This is a genomic window from Croceibacterium xixiisoli (assembly GCF_009827305.1).
Lineage (GTDB): Bacteria > Pseudomonadota > Alphaproteobacteria > Sphingomonadales > Sphingomonadaceae > Croceibacterium_C > Croceibacterium_C xixiisoli.
In genome coordinates, this window is sequence record NZ_WTYJ01000005.1 from 94,887 (window position 1) to 113,094 (window position 18,208).

The window sequence follows — 18,208 nt, forward strand, 5'->3', positions numbered from 1 at the left end:
CCAGGCGGGCTGATCTTCGACGTTCGGATGTCGGGAAAACGCGCTTGATCAGCTATAATAGTCCTGCAGCGGACGTACTTCAAGGTCAGCCGCGCGAACTGTTGCGATCGCCTGGGCAACTGCCGTCGAAGATGCCGCAGTGGTGTAATAGGGAATCTTCGTTTTCAGCGCCGATGCCCGGATCGACTGGCTGTCCTTGTGGCTCTGCCAGCCTTCGGTTGTGTTGAACACCAGCGCGATTTCACCATCGATGATCTTGTCGACGATATGCGGGCGCCCTTCGGCAACCTTGTTCACCCGTTCCACCGGCACGCCGGCTTCCGCCAGATATTGCTGCGTGCCCCCGGTGGCGAGAACCTTGAAGCCCTTTTCCACTAGCAGCTTCACGGCGCCCAGGATCTGAGGCTTGTCGCCATCCTTCACCGATACGAACAGCGTGCCGCTTTCGGGCAGCACCGTGCCCTCGCCCAGCTGCGATTTGATGAAGGCGGTCGGGAAATCGCGATCGATGCCCATCACTTCGCCGGTGGACTTCATTTCCGGCGTCAGCGCCGGGTCGGAACCGGGGAAGCGCGCGAAGGGGAACACCGCCTCCTTCACCGCCATGTAATCGATATCCAGATTGATCTTCGGCAGATCGGCCAGCTTTTCACCCGCCATCACGCGCGATGCGATCTTCGCGATCGGCTGCCCCACCGCCTTGGCGACGAAGGGCACCGTGCGGCTTGCGCGCGGGTTCACTTCGATCAGATAGACCTCGCCATCCTTCACCGCGAACTGCACATTCATCAGCCCGCGCACGCCCAGCGCCATCGCCAGCGCTTCGGCCTGACGGTGCATTTCCGTCACGATCTCTGCCGGCAGACTGTAGGGCGGCAGGGTGCAGGCGCTGTCACCCGAATGGACGCCAGCCTCTTCGATGTGCTGCATCACGCCGGCGATCACAACCTGCTCACCATCGCACAGCGCGTCGACATCACATTCGATCGCATCGCGCAGATATTGATCGACCAGCACCGGGCTGTCGCCCGACACAGTCACTGCCGTGGCGATGTAATCATCCAGCTGGGCTTCGGAATCGACGATTTCCATTGCCCGGCCACCCAGCACATAGCTGGGGCGCAGCAGCACCGGATAACCAATGCGCGCGGCAGCAGCGGCGGCTTCGTCGCGGCTCTTGGCAATGCCGTTCAGCGGCTGCTTCAGGCCAAGCCGGTCCACCAGCTGGGCAAAGCGTTCGCGGTCTTCGGCCAGATCGATCGCATCCGGGCTGGTGCCCAGGATCGGAATGCCGGCCGCTTCCAGGGCACCCGCCAGCTTCAGCGGGGTCTGCCCGCCGAACTGCACGATCACGCCAACCAGCTCGCCGCGCGACTGTTCGACATGCAGGATTTCCAGCACGTCTTCGGTCGTCAGCGGTTCGAAATAGAGCCGGTCCGAGGTGTCGTAATCGGTCGAAACCGTTTCCGGATTGCAATTGACCATGATGGTTTCGAACCCGGCCTCCGCCAGCGCGAAGCAGGCATGGACGCAGCAGTAATCAAACTCGATCCCCTGCCCGATCCGGTTCGGCCCGCCGCCCAGGATCACGATCTTGCGCCGATCGGAAGGATCCGCCTCATTCTCCGCCTCGCCGAAGCTGGGGGCTTCATAGGTGGAATACATATAGGGCGTCACGGCTTCGAATTCGGCCGCGCAGCTGTCGATCCGCTTGTACACCGGAACCACGCCCAGCCGATGACGCAGGGCGCGCACTTCGTCTTCGCTGGTTGCGCCAGCCATGGCGAGCAGCGCATCATGCAGCAGGCCCGAACGCCGTGCCTGGGTTTCCGCCATCCCGCCGGCCACGCCGACAGAGCGCACGGCCAGATTGGCCAACCGCTTGTCGGAAAAGCCCATCGACTTCAGCCGGCGCAGCCCGGCCGCGTCCTGCGGCAGGCCGTCGGTGGCGATCACACCTTCTTCGTGAATGATTTCCGCGATGTGGCGCAGGAACCAGGGATCATAGCTGGTGATCGCCTGCACCTCTTCAACGGTGAAGCCTTCGCGAAACGCCTGGCCCACCTGCAGCAGGCGATCGGGCGTGGCGCGCGACAGCGCCGCCGTGATCACATCGCGCGGTGCGCCTTCGAGTTCGAGCACGCGGTTGAAGCCGTCCAGCCCGGTTTCGAGACCGCGCAGCGCCTTCTGCATGCTTTCCTTGAAGTTGCGGCCGATGGCCATCACTTCGCCGACCGACTTCATCGCCGTGGTCAAATCCGGGCGCGCGCCCTTGAACTTTTCGAAGGCGAAGCGCGGGATCTTGGTGACGACATAATCGATCGTCGGTTCGAAGCTGGCCGGGGTGGCGCCGGTAATTTCATTGGTGATTTCGTCCAGCGTGTAACCCACCGCCAGCTTCGCCGCGACGCGCGCGATCGGGAAGCCGGTGGCCTTGGATGCCAGCGCGGAAGAGCGCGACACGCGCGGGTTCATTTCGATCACGATCAGGCGGCCATCCTTCGGATTGACCGCGAACTGTACGTTGGAACCACCTGTTTCCACGCCAATTTCACGCAGCACAGCAATGCTGGCGCTGCGCATGATCTGATATTCCTTGTCCGTCAGCGTCAGCGCCGGGGCCACGGTGATGGAATCGCCGGTGTGCACGCCCATCGGATCGACGTTTTCGATCGAACAGATGATGATGGCATTGTCCGCACGGTCGCGGACCACTTCCATCTCATATTCCTTCCAGCCCAGCAGCGATTCCTCAATCAGAACCTCTGTGGTGGGGCTGGCGTCCAGGCCTGAACGCACGATCTCTTCGAATTCCGTGCGGTTGTAGGCGACGCCGCCGCCCGTGCCGCCCAGCGTGAAGCTGGGGCGTATGATCGCCGGCAGGCCGGTGTGTTCCAGAATGGCGAAGGCCTGATCGACATTGTGCGCCGTGCCGCTGCGCGCGCTTTCCAGGCCGATCTTGTCCATCGCTTCGCGGAAACGGGTGCGGTTTTCGGCCTTGTCGATCGCGTCGGCATCGGCGCCGATCATCGTCACGCCAAACCTTTCCAGCGTGCCATCCTCGAACAGCGACAGCGCGCAATTCAGCGCGGTCTGCCCGCCCATCGTCGGCAACAGCGCATCAGGCCGTTCCTTCTCGATGATCTTGGCCACCATCGCCGGGGTGATCGGTTCGACATAGGTCGCGTCGGCAAATTCCGGATCGGTCATGATCGTGGCCGGGTTGGAATTCACCAGGATCACCCGGTATCCTTCTTCCTTCAGCGCCTTGATCGCCTGCGTGCCGGAATAGTCGAACTCGCATGCCTGGCCGATGATGATCGGACCGGCGCCAATGACGAGGATCGAGGAGATGTCAGTGCGTTTGGGCATTTAGGAGAACTTCTTCCCAGCTGTTGTGATCCACTCGGGGGCGGATTGCTTCAGACGAAGGATGTATAAACGATACGCTTGTATCCGGCGGAAACCATGGTTCGTCCTTCCGGTGGCGAGGCCTGCGACCCCGCGCTCACCAGAAGAGCATACCACTGCCATCAGGCGTTTTCACGCCCGAGCATGCCGACGAACTTTTCGAACAGATAGAAACTGTCCTGCGGGCCGGGGCTCGCTTCGGGGTGATACTGCACCCCGAAGGCAGGCTTGCCCGTGATCGCAATCCCGCAGTTCGAACCATCGAACAGCGAAACATGCGTTTCTTCAATGTCTTCGGGCAGATTGCTGTTATCCACCGCGAAGCCATGGTTCATGCTGGTGATCTCCACCACCCCATCGGCAAGGCGCTTCACCGGGTGGTTTGCGCCGCGGTGCCCCTGATGCATCTTGGTCGTGCTCGCGCCGGCGGCCAGCGCCAGCATCTGATGACCCAGGCAAATGCCGAACAGCGGCACATCGCGATCCAGCAGGCCACGGATCACCGGTACGGCGTATTCGCCGGTGGCTGCAGGATCGCCCGGACCGTTGGACAGGAACACGCCGTCGGGTGCCTGCGCCAGCACATCGTCAAGCGAGGTTTCGGCCGGCACCACGGTCACCCGCGCGCCTGCGGTGACCAGATTGCGGAAGATATTGTCCTTCGCTCCGAAATCCATCGCCACCACATGCGGGCGACCGTCGGCGGCATCATTGGCGTAACCCGAACCCAGCGACCACGCGCCGCCGGCCCAGCCTTCCGACTTTTCGCGCGAAACCCGGCGTGCCAGATCCATGCCTTCCAGGCCGGACCATTCGCGGGCCCGCTGCAGCAAGGCGGGAATATCGAACACGCCATCGGGCGCGTGGGCGATCACCGCATTGGGCGCGCCCGACTGGCGGATGCGGCGCGTCAGGGCGCGCGTATCGACACCCGAAAGGCCGATCTTGCCCAGCGAGGCGAGCCATTCAGAAAATTCCCGGTCCGACCGGAAGTTGGAACTGCGCGTGACCGTTTCGCGAACGACACAGCCCACGGCGCCTTCCACCTTCGATTCGATGTCTTCACCATTGGTGCCGACATTACCGATATGCGGGAATGTGAAGGTGACGATCTGCGCCGCATAGGACGGATCGGTCATCACTTCCTGATACCCCGTCATGGCGGTGTTGAAGCAGACTTCGCCAACAGCGCTGCCGGTGGCGCCAAATCCATGGCCCCAGACGACGGCCCCATCGGCCAGAACAAGAACTCCCGTTGCACCCTTGGGTGGCGCATACGAGGAGGCGGGGTCAGCCATGAGGCGCTCCGTTGATTAAAATTGCGGCGATGCGTGCTAAGGCGTGGCGGCTAGACCTGCCCTTCCCCCGCGTCAAGCTGTCGCTTTGCGCAAAGCTCGTCTAAGCACCCGGTTTCCGCGCAAACTGCGCCTTACCATCCACAGGAAAGTCTGACCAATGATCCGCGATACGATCAAACAAGCCACCATCACCGCGATGAAGGCAGGCGAAAAGGACCGCACCGCCGCGCTGCGTCTGATTTCGGCCAAGATCAAGGATCGCGACATCGAACAGCGCACCGCCGCCAAGCCGATGGAAGATGACGCGCTGGTAATCGACACGCTGCAGAAAATGGCGAAACAGCGCCGCGAATCGATCGAGATGTATCAGCAGGGCGGCCGCACCGAACTGGCGGATAAGGAACAGGCCGAACTGGTGGTGATCGAGGAATTCCTGCCCCAGCAGCTGTCCGAAGACGAAACCCGCGCCATCATCGAAACGATCAAGGCCGAACTGGGCGCCACCGGCATGAAGGACATGGGCAAGGTCGTGGCCGAGCTCAAGGCGCGCCACGGTACGGAACTGGATATGGGCAAGGCCAGCGGGCTGGTGAAGGTCGCCCTCGCCTGAACGCCGGATTCCGGCGCCTGATCAACGCGACGGTGGGCTGTTGCCGGCCCGCCGCTCGACTCGTTCCGACCGACCGCAGTAGAACACGCCCATGCTGAGCCCCCAGTTCCTGGACGAGCTGCGCGCGCGAATCACGCTTTCCGCCGTGATCATGCGCACCACCAAGCTCATCCGCGCGGGCCGCGAATGGAAAGCCTGCTGCCCGTTCCATAACGAGAAATCGCCAAGCTTTACCGTCAACGACGAAAAGGGGTTCTATCACTGTTTCGGTTGCGGTGCGCATGGCGATGCCATCCGCTGGATGACCGACCAGCGCGGCCTGTCCTTCATGGATGCGGTCAAGGAACTGGCGGCGGAGGCCAGCCTCGAACTCCCCGCCCCCGATCCGCGCGCCGCGCGTCAGGCGGAACAGCGCGCCGGCCTGCATGATGTGATGGCCGACGCGCAGGATTGGTTCGTCGAAAATTTGCGCGGCGATGCCGGGGCGAACGCGCGGGAATATCTCAAATCGCGCGGTTTCGATGGCCACACCATCGGCCGCTTCGGCTTTGGCTATGCGCCGGACAGCCGCAATGCCATGGCCCAGGCGCTGACCCGCTTCGAACAGCCGATGATGATCGAGGCCGGGCTGCGCATCCAGGTGGAAGGCAAGGATCCCTACGATCGCTTCCGTGACCGCCTGATGCTGCCGATCCATGATGCCCGTGGGCGGGTCATCGCCTTTGGCGGTCGCATCCTGGCCAAGGACAAGACCGACGCCCCCAAATATCTCAATTCCCCTGATACGCCTTTGTTCGACAAGGGGCGCACGCTGTACAATCTGCATCGCGCCAGCCCCGCTTCCCGCCGCACGGGCCGGGTCATTGCGGTCGAAGGCTATATGGATGTCATCGCCCTCGCCGCTGCGGGGATCGAAGATGCCGTTGCGCCGATGGGCACCGCGCTGACCGAACAGCAGATCGAACTGATGTGGCGCCTGGCGGACAAGCCGATCCTGTGTTTCGACGGCGATGCAGCCGGTCAGCGGGCGGCCATGCGCTCGATCGGTCGGGTGCTGCCGCTGCTGCGCCCCGGCCGATCGCTGCAATTCGTGCGCCTGCCCTCCGGGATGGATCCGGACGATCTGATTCGCCAGCGCGGTGCGGCCGCGATGGAGCAGCTTCTGGCGGAACCGGTCTCGCTGACAGACATGCTCTGGGAAGGGGAACGCGATGCGTCACCCTTGACTGGTCCGGAAGATAAGGCCGGGCTGAAGGCGCGATTGATGGCGCATGTCGATGCCATGACCGATGTGGATATCAAGGCACTGTATCGGCGCGATCTGCTGGACCGGTTTTCCGCCTTTGCCTTCCCCCAGCGCCAAAGTAGCGGAAATGGACGTATGGGAAATGGCGGGGATCGACCCCGTTTTCAGCCACGTTCCGGCAAACCCGGTTCCCGCTGGCCAGGCTCGCGTTGGTCAGACCCCGAAGGCGCCAGCGACGGCCTCAAACGCACCTCAGCACGCGCCGGTTCACGCGACATGCTGGCCCAGGCGACATTGGCCGGCTTCGATCGCTTTCCCGATCAGATCGCCCGCCATGCCGAATCGCTGATGCGCCTCGCACAATTGCAGCCACAACTTGCATCCGCCGTGGATCGATTGCTCGATCATGACGAAACACTTGAACACTTCGGCATTCTTCCCATATCTGGTGCAGCCGTCCAGACGCCGCCGGATAACGTTTGTTTCTCCTTCTTGTCAGAAGGCTCCGATCCGCAAGTCGCGCGCGAGGATTTGGCCGAGGCAGTTGCTTTGCTGGTCGAACGGCCAGCCCTTGATGCTGCCATCGCCGCGGCCACGGCCCGTTTTGACGTCGATCCCGAAGGCGCTTTCGCCGAGCAGCAGAGGCTGCGGAAACGAAAGCTGGAAATCGAATCGCGACTCGGGCAAATGGCACGCAAACGCGCCGCATCGGCGCCCGGAGTGAACGGCTCGCCCACCGGCCCCGGTGGAGCGGACGAACAAGAAACGGATTGAAGAGTAGATGGCGTCTGACGACGATACCACGAAGAACGATGATGCACCGCTGATCGATCTCAACGAAGCGTCCATCAAGAAACTCATCGCCAAGGCGAAGCGGCGCGGTTTCGTGACCGTCGATGAACTCAACGAGGCGCTGCCGCAGGATGAAATGTCCAGCGAGCAGATCGAAGACATCATGTCCGCCATTTCCGAAATGGGCGTCAACATCGTCGAAAACGACGAAGACGCGCAGGACGAAGATGATGACGACAACAATGCCGACGAAGCCTCTGCCGATTCCGACGATGCGGATGAAGGGGATGAAGGCAATCGCCACGTCCCGGAAAAGAAGCGCAAGGAATCGACCGGCGAGCGTACCGATGATCCGGTGCGCATGTATCTGCGCGAAATGGGCGCAGTCGAGCTGCTCAGCCGCGAAGGCGAAATCGCCATCGCGAAGCGGATCGAGGCTGGCCGCGACACGATGATCATGGGGCTTTGCGAAAGCCCGATCACCTTCCACGCGATCATCAACTGGTCCGAAGCGCTCAACAGCGAAGAAATGCAGCTGCGCGAGATCCTGGATCTCGACGCCATGCTTTCCAAGGAACCGCCCGTCGACAAGATGGAAGGCGACGGCGAAGACGACGACGGGGAAATCAGCGCCGAAACCGCCGGCCCTTCCTACAAGGAAGAGGAAGAGGTTGAGGAAGAGCCCAGCGCCGACGAGGATGAAGACGGCGAAGGCACGCCGCGTCGCCGCGAGGAAGAGGACGAGGACGACAACACGCTGAGCCTGGCGCAGATGGAAGCTGCGCTCAAGCCGGAGGCGCTGGAACGCTTCGCTCGAATCACAGACCTGTTCAAGAAATTCGAAAAACTGCAGGCAGAACGCGTCGACGTGCTTGGCCGGGGCGAGGAATTCCCCGCCGCCAAGGAAAAGAAATACGAAGATCTGCGCGAACAGCTCACCGCCGAGGTGGAGAGCGTGAAGTTCCATGCCTCCAAGATCGAATATCTGGTCGACAATCTCTATGCCTTCAACCGCCGGCTGACGACTCTGGGCGGGCAGATGCTGCGCCTGGCCGAACGGCACAAGGTGAAACGGGCCGATTTCCTTCAGGCCTACATCGGCAATGAGTTGGATGACGCCTGGCTGATGGGCGTGGCTAAGAAGGACAAGAAATGGGCCGCCTTCGCAGAGAAGGAAGGCGCATCGGTTGAACGCATCCGCAGCGAGATTTCGGACATCGCCAGCCAGACCGGCATGAGCCTGGACGAATTCCGCCGCATCGTGAACATGGTGCAGAAGGGCGAACGCGAAGCGCGTATCGCGAAGAAAGAAATGGTCGAGGCCAATCTGCGCCTCGTGATTTCCATTGCCAAGAAATACACCAATCGCGGGCTGCAGTTCCTGGATCTCATTCAGGAAGGGAACATTGGTCTGATGAAGGCGGTCGACAAGTTCGAATACCGCCGCGGGTACAAGTTCAGCACCTATGCGACCTGGTGGATCCGGCAGGCGATTACCCGCTCGATCGCGGATCAGGCGCGGACCATTCGTATTCCGGTGCACATGATCGAAACGATCAACAAGCTGGTGCGCACGAGCCGGCAGTTCCTGCACGAACAGGGCCGCGAACCCACTCCGGAGGAAATGGCCGAACGCCTGTCCATGCCGCTGGAAAAGGTTCGCAAGGTGATGAAGATCGCCAAGGAACCGATCAGCCTCGAAACGCCGATCGGCGACGAGGAAGATTCGCATCTGGGCGATTTCATCGAAGACAAGAATGCGATCATCCCGGTGGATGCGGCCATTCAGGCCAATCTGAAGGAAACGGTGACCCGCGTGCTTGCCAGCCTCACCCCGCGCGAGGAACGCGTGCTGCGCATGCGGTTCGGCATCGGCATGAACACCGATCATACGCTGGAAGAAGTGGGCCAGCAGTTCTCGGTTACCCGTGAACGTATTCGCCAGATCGAAGCCAAGGCGCTGCGTAAACTCAAGCACCCGAGCCGCAGCCGCAAGATGCGCAGCTTCCTCGATCAATAAAATTTTCCGGCGGCAGAATTTTTTCGGGCTGCCGGGAACCTTTGCCTACCTTGCCTGTTTTGTTGATGTCAGTTGATGAAATACGCCTCTGACATTTGACGGTTCTTCCATGAAGCACCGATCAGGAGCCCCGACGCCATAACGGCGCCGGGGCTTTTGAATGCGTGCTGGAAGGTGCCGACCCGGAATGAACATGCCCGGGGCCTCTTTGCGGAACCGATTTCGAGCCTCGGCGTTAAGCATGTCGGGGCGGTTGCGTGTTCGTGACTGGATCGCATAGGGGAAGGCAGTGCAGATCGATTTCGAAGCGCTTCTGAATGGATCCCCCAATCCCTACATTCTGATGTCATCCGACGATCTGACGATCGTCTGGATGAACGATGCCTATTTGCGTGCGACGATGCGCACGCGGGATGATATCATCGGGAAAAAGCTGCTCGAAGCTTTCCCCAGCGATCCCGCATCGGAAAGCCATCAGTTGATGACCCGGTCTTTCGAAAAAGTCATCGCAAGCGGGAAGCCCGATGAAATTGCGCTGATCCGCTACGATATCCATCAGCCGGATGGAACCACGAAACAGAGTTTCTGGAGCGCCACCCACACACCGGTAACCAATGCGTCCGGCCAGGTCGAACTGATCCTGCAGCATACGGTTGACGTCACCGAACTGCACGGCCTGCGCCGGCAGCGTGATGAAATGGGCGTACTTCAACGGGCCAACAAGGTTCAGGAACGCAACCGTGATCTGGATGATGAAAGTCGCCGGCTCAAAAGGCTGTTTGAGCAGACCCCCGGCTTTGTCGCGATCGTCAGCGGTCCCAACCATGAATTCATGCTGGCCAATCACGCCTATCGCGAACTGGTCGGACGGCAGGATCTTGTCGGCAAGACGGTGGCAGAAGCCCTGCCCGAAGTCGTGGACCAGGGGTTTGTTGCGCTGCTGGATAATGTCGTTCGGACCGGGCAGCCTTTCGTGGGCAACCGCAAGAGGACGGTGCTCGGCGATCGGCCCCTTGCCGGCACTTATTACCTCGATTTCATTTTTCAGCCGATCTTCTCCGAAAAGGGGGAGGTGACCGGGGTTTTCATCCAGGGTCATGACGTGTCCGACCGGATCGCTGCCGAAGAACAGCAGCGCCTGATGATCAATGAACTCAATCACCGGGTGAAGAACACGCTGGCCATCGTTCAGGGGCTGGCATCGCAGTCGTTCCGCCAGATTGCCGGATCCGAACAGGCCCAGCGGACATTCGATGCCCGGCTTGGCGCATTGGTCGCTGCCCACAGCCTGCTGACGGAACGGAACTGGGAATCCGGTGAACTGACCGAAACGATCCGGAATGTGGTTATCGCTGCGATCGGGCTGGACCATCAACGCGTCACCATCAGTGGTCCGGATATTTCACTGGAACCGCAGATGGCCGTCAGCCTGGCGATGATTGTGCATGAATTGTGCACCAATGCGATCAATCATGGCGCACTGTCGAACGCCGAAGGGCGCGTCGCCATCAGCTGCCAGCTGACCGACGGTGGCAATGAACAGGTGTTGACTGTCACTTGGCAGGAACAGGGCGGCCCTGCGGTCCAGCTGCCCGATCGTTACGGTTTTGGTACCAGGTTGATCCAGCGCGGAATGACCAATCAGGAAATGGGGCAGGTCATTATGGAATATCAACCCGAAGGCATCCGGTGCCTGATCGAAACGCGCTTGAATGCGGTCGTTTCATGACGCTCGCCGGGCTCAACATACTCGTAGTTGAAGATGAACCGATCATCGCCCTGACGGTGGAGGATATTCTGTGTGATCTGGGCGCCTCGGCCCATTTCGCCTCTTCCCTGGAAGCAGCGCATGATCATCTGGACCAGACACAGTTTGATGCCGCCATTCTGGACGTGAATATTCGCGGTGACAAAAGCTATCCCCTGGCCCAGCGACTGGCGGAACAGAGAACTCCGTTCATCTTCGCGACCGGATATGGCGATGCCCTGCACCCGCCGGAATTCGCCGACCGCCCGACGGTGGCCAAACCCTATCGCCCGGAAGACATCGTCCAGGCACTCAATGCAGCACGTTCCGGCAACGGAGCACCGGGCTGAAAGCCACCACAAAAAATGCAGGTTTCGGGAACCGATCGCCAGCACTGCCGTTGGTGATGTGCAGATGATGGTATTCTTCTGGATTTGATGCACTTTTGAAAGAAGGCGCATCATAGAGGCCCCGACGCTGATGAAGCGCCGGGGCCTTTACCCGTTCTGGGCCCTATGCCGTTTACGGAGCAGCGGGAACCCATACGGCTCCCTTGATATGCTGGATCAATCCGGCCGCATTCAACTGATACAGGATCAGAAATTCGACATCGACGGTCAGGCCGCGCGGAACGACGTTCATGCCGGAAAATCCCCGGCTGTCGAGCACCTCTTGCGACAGATCCTTTGTCCCGGTGAAGCGGATGACCACATGGGCAACGAAGCCTTCGGTCCCTGGATAAAACCCCCGGAAGATCACCTCTTCCCGGCAATATTCGTGGAAGAAGGCGTAAAACGCCCGAAACGCCGGCTTGCCTTCCACCCGGAAACCCGCGTTTTCCAGGGCAAAATCATCGGCGAAGAAAGTTTCGAGCGTGTCGTAATCGCGCGCGTTAAAAGCTGTAAGATAACGGTGATAATCGTCTTCGGTCATGGCAAATCCTCCCACGGCGCAGGCTATATCTGCGCTGTCGGGGGACAAAGCCCTTTTGCGGTGGCACCAAACCGGCCGACGCACTATGTGGCCCGGCATGAAGATAGCCCTTGCCTCCGATCATGCCGCCATCGCCCTGAAGGCAGAACTTGCCGAATGGCTGCGCGAACAAGGTCATGATGTGACGGATCTGGGCCCGGAAGAGGGCCAGAGCGTCGATTATCCCGATTACGGCTACAGACTGGGCGAAGCCATCGCCACGGGCGTTACCGACCGAGGTATCGCCTTGTGCGGTTCGGGGATCGGCATCTCGATCGCCGTCAACCGCAACCCGGCGGTGCGTTGCGCCCTGGTATCGGAACCCGTGTCTGCGGCGCTGAGCCGCGAACACAATGATGCCAATGCCATCGCCCTGGGTGCGCGTTTGACCGGGATCGACATGGCGAAGGCCTGCGTAACCGCCTTTCTGACCACCGAATTCGCCGGCGGCCGCCATCAGCGCCGCGTCGACAAGCTTACCCGTGTTTTCCAGGATTCCTGACGATGACCACTGTAACCTCTGCCACCGCCCCCGTTGCCGAGCCTCTGCGCCGCTTCTGGCATGATTCGCTTGCCGAAGCCGATCCCGCCGTTGCGGCCATCATCGGCCGTGAACTGGGCCGCCAGCGCGATCGCATCGAACTGATCGCCAGCGAGAATATCGCCAGCCCGGCCGTGCTCGAAGCGACCGGCTCAGTCTTCACCAACAAATATGCCGAAGGTTACCCGGGCAAGCGCTATTACGGCGGCTGCGATTTCGCGGACGAAGTCGAAACGCTGGCCATTGAGCGTGCCAAGGAACTGTTCAACTGCGGTTTCGCCAATGTTCAGCCGAACAGCGGCAGCCAAATGAACCAGGCTGTGTTCCTGGCCCTGCTCGAACCGGGCGATACCTTCATGGGTCTGGATCTGGCCGCGGGTGGCCATTTGACCCATGGCTCGCCAGTGAACATGAGCGGCAAATGGTTCAAGGCCGTGCCCTATGGCGTGCGCCGCGAAGACCAGCGCCTCGACATGGACGAAATTCGCGAAATCGCGCTGAAGAATCGTCCGAAACTGATCATCTGCGGCGGCACAGCCTATCCGCGGCTGTGGGATTTTGCGGCTTTCCGCGCAATCGCCGACGAAGTGGGCGCATGGCTGCTGGCCGACATGTCGCATTTCTCGGGTCTCGTGGCCGGCGGCGTGCACCCCTCGCCCTTCCCGCATGCCCATGTAGTGACCACCACCACGCACAAGAGCCTGCGTGGTCCGCGTTCGGGTGTCATCCTGACCAATGACGCCGATCTGGCGAAGAAGTTCAACATGGCGGTTTTTCCCGGCATGCAGGGCGGCCCGCTGATGCATGTGATCGCGGGCAAGGCCGTGGCCTTCGGTGAAGCGCTGCGCCCTGAATTCAAGGCCTATGCCGCCTCGGTCGTCGAAAATGCCAAGGCGCTGGCTGCCAGCCTGCAGGAACGCGGGCTGGACATCGTCTCCGGCGGGACCGACAACCATCTGATGCTGGTCAACCTGACCTCTACCGGTGTGTCCGGCAAGGCTACCGAAGCCGGTCTCGACCGCGCCTTCCTGACCTGCAACAAGAATGCGATCCCGTTTGACGAACGCTCGCCCTTCGTCACCTCCGGCGTCCGTCTGGGTACGCCGGCTGGCACGACGCGCGGTTTCGGCCCGGCGGAATTCCGCAAGGTCGGTGAATTGATCGCCGAAGTGGTCGAAGGCATGCGCCGCAATGGCGACGAAGGCGACGCACAGGTTGAAGAAAGCGTGCGTCGCCGCGTGATCGAAATGTGTGAAGCTTTCCCTGTTTATCCCGGGAGGTAACGATGCCGAACGACAACAATCTGATTGATGACGCCACCACCGAAATCAAGGGCATGGCCCGTGAAGGCATGGCTCACCCTTCGACCAAGCCGGTGCTGACCGGGGCGGCGCTGGGTGCGGTTGCCGGCGCGATCCTGCCTGTGGTCAGCTGGCCGCTCGGCCTGGTCGCTGGCGCTGGCTTCATGCTCTACAAGCGGTTGCGCCCCTGAATGCGTTGCCCCTTTTGTGCGCATGACAACAGCCAGGTGAAGGATTCGCGGCCGACGGAAGACAACACGGCCATCCGTCGGCGGCGCCAATGCGAAAGCTGCGGTGCGCGCTTCACCACTTTCGAACGCGTGCAATTGCGTGAGGTTGTGATCGTCAAGAGCGGCGACCGTCGCGAACCCTTCGATCGTGCGAAGGTGGAAAAGTCGGTCGCCCTCGCCTGCCGCAAGCGCAGCGTAGATCAGGAACGGATCGATCAACTGGTTTCCAGCATCCAGCGCCAGCTGGAAGTGGCCGGAGAAGGTGAAATTCCGTCGGCCCGCATTGGCGAAATGGTGATGGAAGGCCTGCGTCATATCGACAGTGTCGCCTATATCCGTTTCGCCAGCGTCTATCGCGATTTCAGCGAAGCCCGCGATTTTGAAGAATTTGCCAGCACGGTGCGTGATGTCGGTGGACAATAATCTTTCGAACCCGCCGGTTATCGTGCTGGTTCGCCCGCAACTGGGCGAAAATATCGGCAAGGCTGCGCGGGCGATGCTCAATTTCGGGCTGATGGATCTGCGTCTGGTCGAACCCCGCGATGGCTGGCCCAATCCGGATGCCGGCCCGGCTGCCTCCGGCGCCGATATCGTGCTCGAACGGGCGCAGGTCTTTGCCACCACCGCCGATGCGGTGGCCGATTGCGCCCATGTCTATGCCACCACCGTGCGCAAACGCGGTGTGACCAAGCCCGTCGTCACTCCGGATGAGGCCGCACGCGAAATCGTTACCCAGGCGGGGCGCAGCGCGATCCTGTTCGGGCCCGAACGCTCGGGTCTGGAAACGAGCGACGTGGCCCTGGCGCGGACCATCCTGACCGTGCCGATCAATCCGCAATTCGGCTCGCTCAATCTGGCCCAGGCGGTGATCCTGTGCGCCTATGAATGGTCGCGTCATCAGGATCTGGCCAAACCCACCGAAGAAGAATTGCTGCCCCCTGCCCCGCAGGACGATCTGGAAGGGCTTATCGGCCATTTCGATCGCCTGCTCGCTCCGCGCGGCTATTTCAATCCGCCCGGGCGTGCAGCAACCAACCGCCGCACCCTGCGCAGCCTGCTGACCAAGCCAGGCTGGAATGCGCTGGAAGTGCGCACGCTGCGGGGCGTCCTGAGCGCTATGGAGCGGGAACCGGACGAATAGAGGCAATTTCCCTGTCAGGGTTTGACCTGGCAGGAGAATCTGCTAAGCGCGCCGCTTCACTTCGGGCCGCCATTCCTGGCGGGTTATCCCGATTGACCCTGCACCCCGGTGAAGCAGCGGTCGCGATGGGCTTCAGGTCCATCGGTGCGATGCCGGGTTTCAGCGTGGCCATGTCGGTCGCGTCAGCAAATTGGAGACGACTTATGTCGAAGCGCAAGAGCGCCAAGTACAAACTCGACCGCCGGATGGGTGAAAACATCTGGGGTCGTCCGAATTCCCCGGTTAACCGCCGCTCCTATGGCCCGGGCCAGCATGGCCAGCGCCGCAAGAGCAAGATGTCCGACTTCGGTCTGCAGCTCCGCGCCAAGCAGAAGCTGAAGGGCTATTACGGCGATGTGACCGAAAAGCAGTTCCGCAGCACCTACAAGGAAGCTGCCGCGATGAAGGGCGATACCGGCCAGAACCTGATCGGTCTGCTGGAACAGCGCCTGGACATGGTTGTGTACCGCGCCAAGTTCGCGCCGACCATCTTCGCCGCACGCCAGATCGTCAGCCACGGCCACATTCGCGTCAACGGCGTGAAGTGCAACATCGCCAGCCGCCGCGTGAAGGTGGGTGACGTTGTGAGCCTGGGCAACAAGGCCAAGGAAATGGCGCTCGTCATCGAAGCGCAGAGCCTGCCTGAGCGTGAAATTCCGGAATATGTGGCAACCGACGGCACCGACAAGGTGACCTTCACCCGCGTTCCGACGCTGGATGAAGTGCCCTATCCGGTGACGATGGAACCGAACCTGGTCGTCGAATTCTATTCGCGCTGATCGGTCCCACAGGATCCAACATGAAGGCGGCTCTCGCGAGCCGCCTTTTTTGTTGCCTGATGTCTATTGCAGGGTTCGTGTCAGGAAGGCGTCGATTTCCGTCAGCATGCGAATGCGTGGCAGATCATCGTCGATATAGTGATCCTGGCGATCAAGCTCGATATATTCGACCGCCCGACCGGCGCCCTTCAGCCGTCGCTCCATCAGGCGAGATTGTTCCACGCCGACGTTCTGGTCGGTCGTGCCATGCACCAGCAGCACGGGCGCGCGAAAACGCTCTGCATTGCGGGCCGGGCTGCCCTGTTCAACATGGGGGCCTGTGCCAATGAAGCGATCAACCGCGCCGAAATTGACATAGGGCCGTGCTTCATTGCGCAGCCGGTCCAGATCGGTCACCGGCGCGATGGCCACCACCGCCTTGAACAGCTCCGGATCCACCACCTGGGATTGCAGCGCCGCATAACCACCGTAAGACCAGCCCGCGATCACCAGGCGATCGGCATTGGCCGTACCCTGGGCGATCAGCCAGCGCCCGGCATCATTGATGTCGCCCACGGCCGTTTCCCACGCGCGGAACCCGTTGCGGCCGAACCACGCATCGCCATAGCCGGTCGATCCGCGATAATTCGGCTGCAGCACGGCATAGCCGCGCGCCACGAAGAACTGCACCAGCCAGTCGAACCCCCATTCATCGCGCGCACTCGGCCCGCCATGCGGCATTACAATGGCGGGCATGCCCTTGCCGTCAGATCCCGCCGGCAGCGTCAGATAGGCCGGGATCATGGTGCCATCGCGCGCCGGGAAGCTGACCGGCTGCATTGACCCCATGACCCGCCCATTGAGCTGCTGCCGCGCGGGCATCAGTTCGGACAATTGCCGCGTATCCTTGTTGAATAGATAGATCATGCCCGGGTCGGTATCGCTCGAAGCAATGATCAGCAGCGTCTTCTCGTCGGCGCTGGCATCGATGATGTTGATCAGCGGCTTGCCCGGCAACGCCTGCTGGAACTCGCTCGCCAGGCGCTTGAGGTCGGCATCGAGATATTCGATCGCCCGCTTTTCCGACGCATAGCTGACCCCCACGACGCGGCGCTGGCGCCCGATCCGGATCAGCTGGTCCACATCCACATCGTCGCGCGCGAACACCAGGTCACGCTGGCCATTGCCATCCAGCGCCATGGTGTAGAGCGCGTCATACCCGTTGCGTTCCTGGAAGCCGAAGGCGACATTGCGCCCGGAATCCACCGCCACCGGCACGAACCCGCGATCGGTCTCGTTCCGGTCGGTTACCGATGTCAGCGGGGCCCAGCTGTTCCGGTCGGGCGGGCGGTAGTAATAATTGCTCGTCGGGCTCAGGCTGCCATAGGCGTCGGTCCCCCGGTCGATCCGCATCCGAATCCGCCCCGCTTCATCGGCAACGTAATAGCGGGCATCATCCTTGGGCGGTTCGGCCGTCGTGCGCCGACCGGTCACCACATCCACCTTCTCGACGCCCAGCCCGGTATCGGTGTTGGCGATCCGCGTTCCGGTGGAAAATTCCGCGATCCAGCGGCGCGTCATCAGGATCTTGTTCGCTTCCCCCGCATGATCGAGCGCCACGACAGAGCCACCATCCTGCATATAGCCCAGAGCGGAGGCTCGCGGCGTCTGCGACAGCATCTGCGGCGGTTTGCCGTCCAGCCCCACCGAAAACATCCGCGTGAAGCCGAGCAGCACGCCGGCGTCATTCTGGATCACATAGACCTGGCAGATCAGCCTCTCATCGCTCGCCCAGCTGCACCCGGCTACTTCCGCATCGGGATCGTTCAGCGTGAACACCGGCTGCGGGCGGACCTCCCCGCTGCCCGCCAGATCGATGATATAGACCGCCTCCGCGCTCGGCCCATTGGGTGTGATATAGGCGACCTTCTGCCCTGATGGGGCCAGACTGATATCGATGATCGTCTGCCGCGCGCCAAACAGCTGCGCAGCCTCAGCGCCCGTTTCGGCCTGCACCGGAATTGCCCAGGCCGCGCCCAGCATCGCCGCGACCAAAAAACCCCGTCTGCCCATCCATTCTTTCCCCACATTGTCCAGGGAAG

At 61.5% G+C, this 18,208-nt stretch carries 15 protein-coding genes; 11 read left to right on the forward strand and 4 right to left on the reverse strand.

The window, feature by feature from the left end; translation table 11 throughout:
* Window positions 1-48: 48 nt before the first annotated feature.
* Both carB and carA read right to left on the reverse strand, forming a co-directional pair.
* Window positions 49-3,372, reverse strand: coding sequence for a carbamoyl-phosphate synthase large subunit (gene carB, locus GRI97_RS17930; RefSeq protein WP_161392609.1), 3,324 nt, complete (start codon window positions 3,370-3,372; stop codon window positions 49-51).
* Window positions 3,373-3,533: 161 nt separating this feature from the next.
* Complete coding sequence (carA, locus tag GRI97_RS17935; RefSeq protein WP_161392610.1) at window positions 3,534-4,709, reverse strand: glutamine-hydrolyzing carbamoyl-phosphate synthase small subunit; 1,176 nt, start codon at window positions 4,707-4,709, stop codon at window positions 3,534-3,536.
* Between the two features lie 157 nt (window positions 4,710-4,866).
* Here carA and GRI97_RS17940 point away from each other — a divergent pair, with 157 nt between their 5' ends.
* The 5 genes from GRI97_RS17940 (at window position 4,867) to GRI97_RS17960 (ending at window position 11,474) form a co-directional block, all read left to right on the forward strand.
* Window positions 4,867-5,319, forward strand: a complete 453-nt coding sequence (locus tag GRI97_RS17940; protein ID WP_161392611.1) for a GatB/YqeY domain-containing protein — start codon at window positions 4,867-4,869, stop codon at window positions 5,317-5,319.
* 91 nt (window positions 5,320-5,410) lie between these two features.
* Window positions 5,411-7,339, forward strand: coding sequence for a DNA primase (gene dnaG / locus GRI97_RS17945; RefSeq protein ID WP_161392612.1), 1,929 nt, complete (start codon window positions 5,411-5,413; stop codon window positions 7,337-7,339).
* 7 nt (window positions 7,340-7,346) lie between these two features.
* A complete protein-coding gene (rpoD, locus tag GRI97_RS17950; RefSeq protein ID WP_161392613.1) occupies window positions 7,347-9,377 on the forward strand; it encodes an RNA polymerase sigma factor RpoD in 2,031 nt (676 codons plus the stop codon).
* 289 nt (window positions 9,378-9,666) lie between these two features.
* Entirely contained in the window at window positions 9,667-11,106 is a 1,440-nt protein-coding gene (locus GRI97_RS18955) for an HWE histidine kinase domain-containing protein (RefSeq protein WP_328598595.1), read from the forward strand.
* Window positions 11,103-11,474, forward strand: coding sequence for a response regulator (locus GRI97_RS17960; RefSeq protein ID WP_161392614.1), 372 nt, complete (start codon window positions 11,103-11,105; stop codon window positions 11,472-11,474). The genes GRI97_RS18955 and GRI97_RS17960 overlap by 4 nt, the downstream gene beginning before the upstream one ends.
* A gap of 172 nt (window positions 11,475-11,646) precedes the next feature.
* Here GRI97_RS17960 and GRI97_RS17965 read toward each other — a convergent pair whose 3' ends face one another.
* On the reverse strand, window positions 11,647-12,057 hold the full coding sequence (locus GRI97_RS17965) for a nuclear transport factor 2 family protein (RefSeq protein WP_161392615.1): 411 nt from the start codon (window positions 12,055-12,057) through the stop codon (window positions 11,647-11,649).
* A gap of 97 nt (window positions 12,058-12,154) precedes the next feature.
* Here GRI97_RS17965 and rpiB point away from each other — a divergent pair, with 97 nt between their 5' ends.
* From rpiB to rpsD, 6 genes are all read left to right on the forward strand, one after another.
* Entirely contained in the window at window positions 12,155-12,598 is a 444-nt protein-coding gene (gene rpiB / locus GRI97_RS17970; protein ID WP_161392616.1) for a ribose 5-phosphate isomerase B, read from the forward strand.
* A gap of 2 nt (window positions 12,599-12,600) precedes the next feature.
* Window positions 12,601-13,920 carry a serine hydroxymethyltransferase gene (gene glyA / locus GRI97_RS17975; protein WP_161392617.1) on the forward strand — a complete coding sequence of 440 codons (1,320 nt, stop codon included), beginning with the start codon at window positions 12,601-12,603 and terminating at the stop codon, window positions 13,918-13,920.
* A 2-nt stretch (window positions 13,921-13,922) separates the two neighbouring features.
* A complete protein-coding gene (locus GRI97_RS17980; protein ID WP_161392618.1) occupies window positions 13,923-14,129 on the forward strand; it encodes a hypothetical protein in 207 nt (68 codons plus the stop codon).
* Entirely contained in the window at window positions 14,130-14,591 is a 462-nt protein-coding gene (nrdR, locus tag GRI97_RS17985) for a transcriptional regulator NrdR (protein ID WP_161392619.1), read from the forward strand. It abuts the gene before it with no gap.
* Window positions 14,575-15,309 carry an RNA methyltransferase gene (locus GRI97_RS17990; RefSeq protein ID WP_161392620.1) on the forward strand — a complete coding sequence of 245 codons (735 nt, stop codon included), beginning with the start codon at window positions 14,575-14,577 and terminating at the stop codon, window positions 15,307-15,309. Before nrdR ends, GRI97_RS17990 begins: the two co-directional genes overlap by 17 nt.
* Window positions 15,310-15,512: 203 nt before the next feature.
* Window positions 15,513-16,127 (forward strand): 30S ribosomal protein S4, encoded by a 615-nt coding sequence (gene rpsD / locus GRI97_RS17995; protein WP_161392621.1) that lies wholly within the window; start codon window positions 15,513-15,515, stop codon window positions 16,125-16,127.
* A gap of 63 nt (window positions 16,128-16,190) precedes the next feature.
* On the opposite strand, the gene GRI97_RS18000 is transcribed toward rpsD, so the two are convergent.
* The gene (locus tag GRI97_RS18000) at window positions 16,191-18,179 is read right to left on the reverse strand and encodes an alpha/beta hydrolase family protein (RefSeq protein ID WP_161392622.1); all 1,989 of its coding nucleotides are present in this window, start codon (window positions 18,177-18,179) and stop codon (window positions 16,191-16,193) included.
* Window positions 18,180-18,208 lie beyond the last annotated feature (29 nt).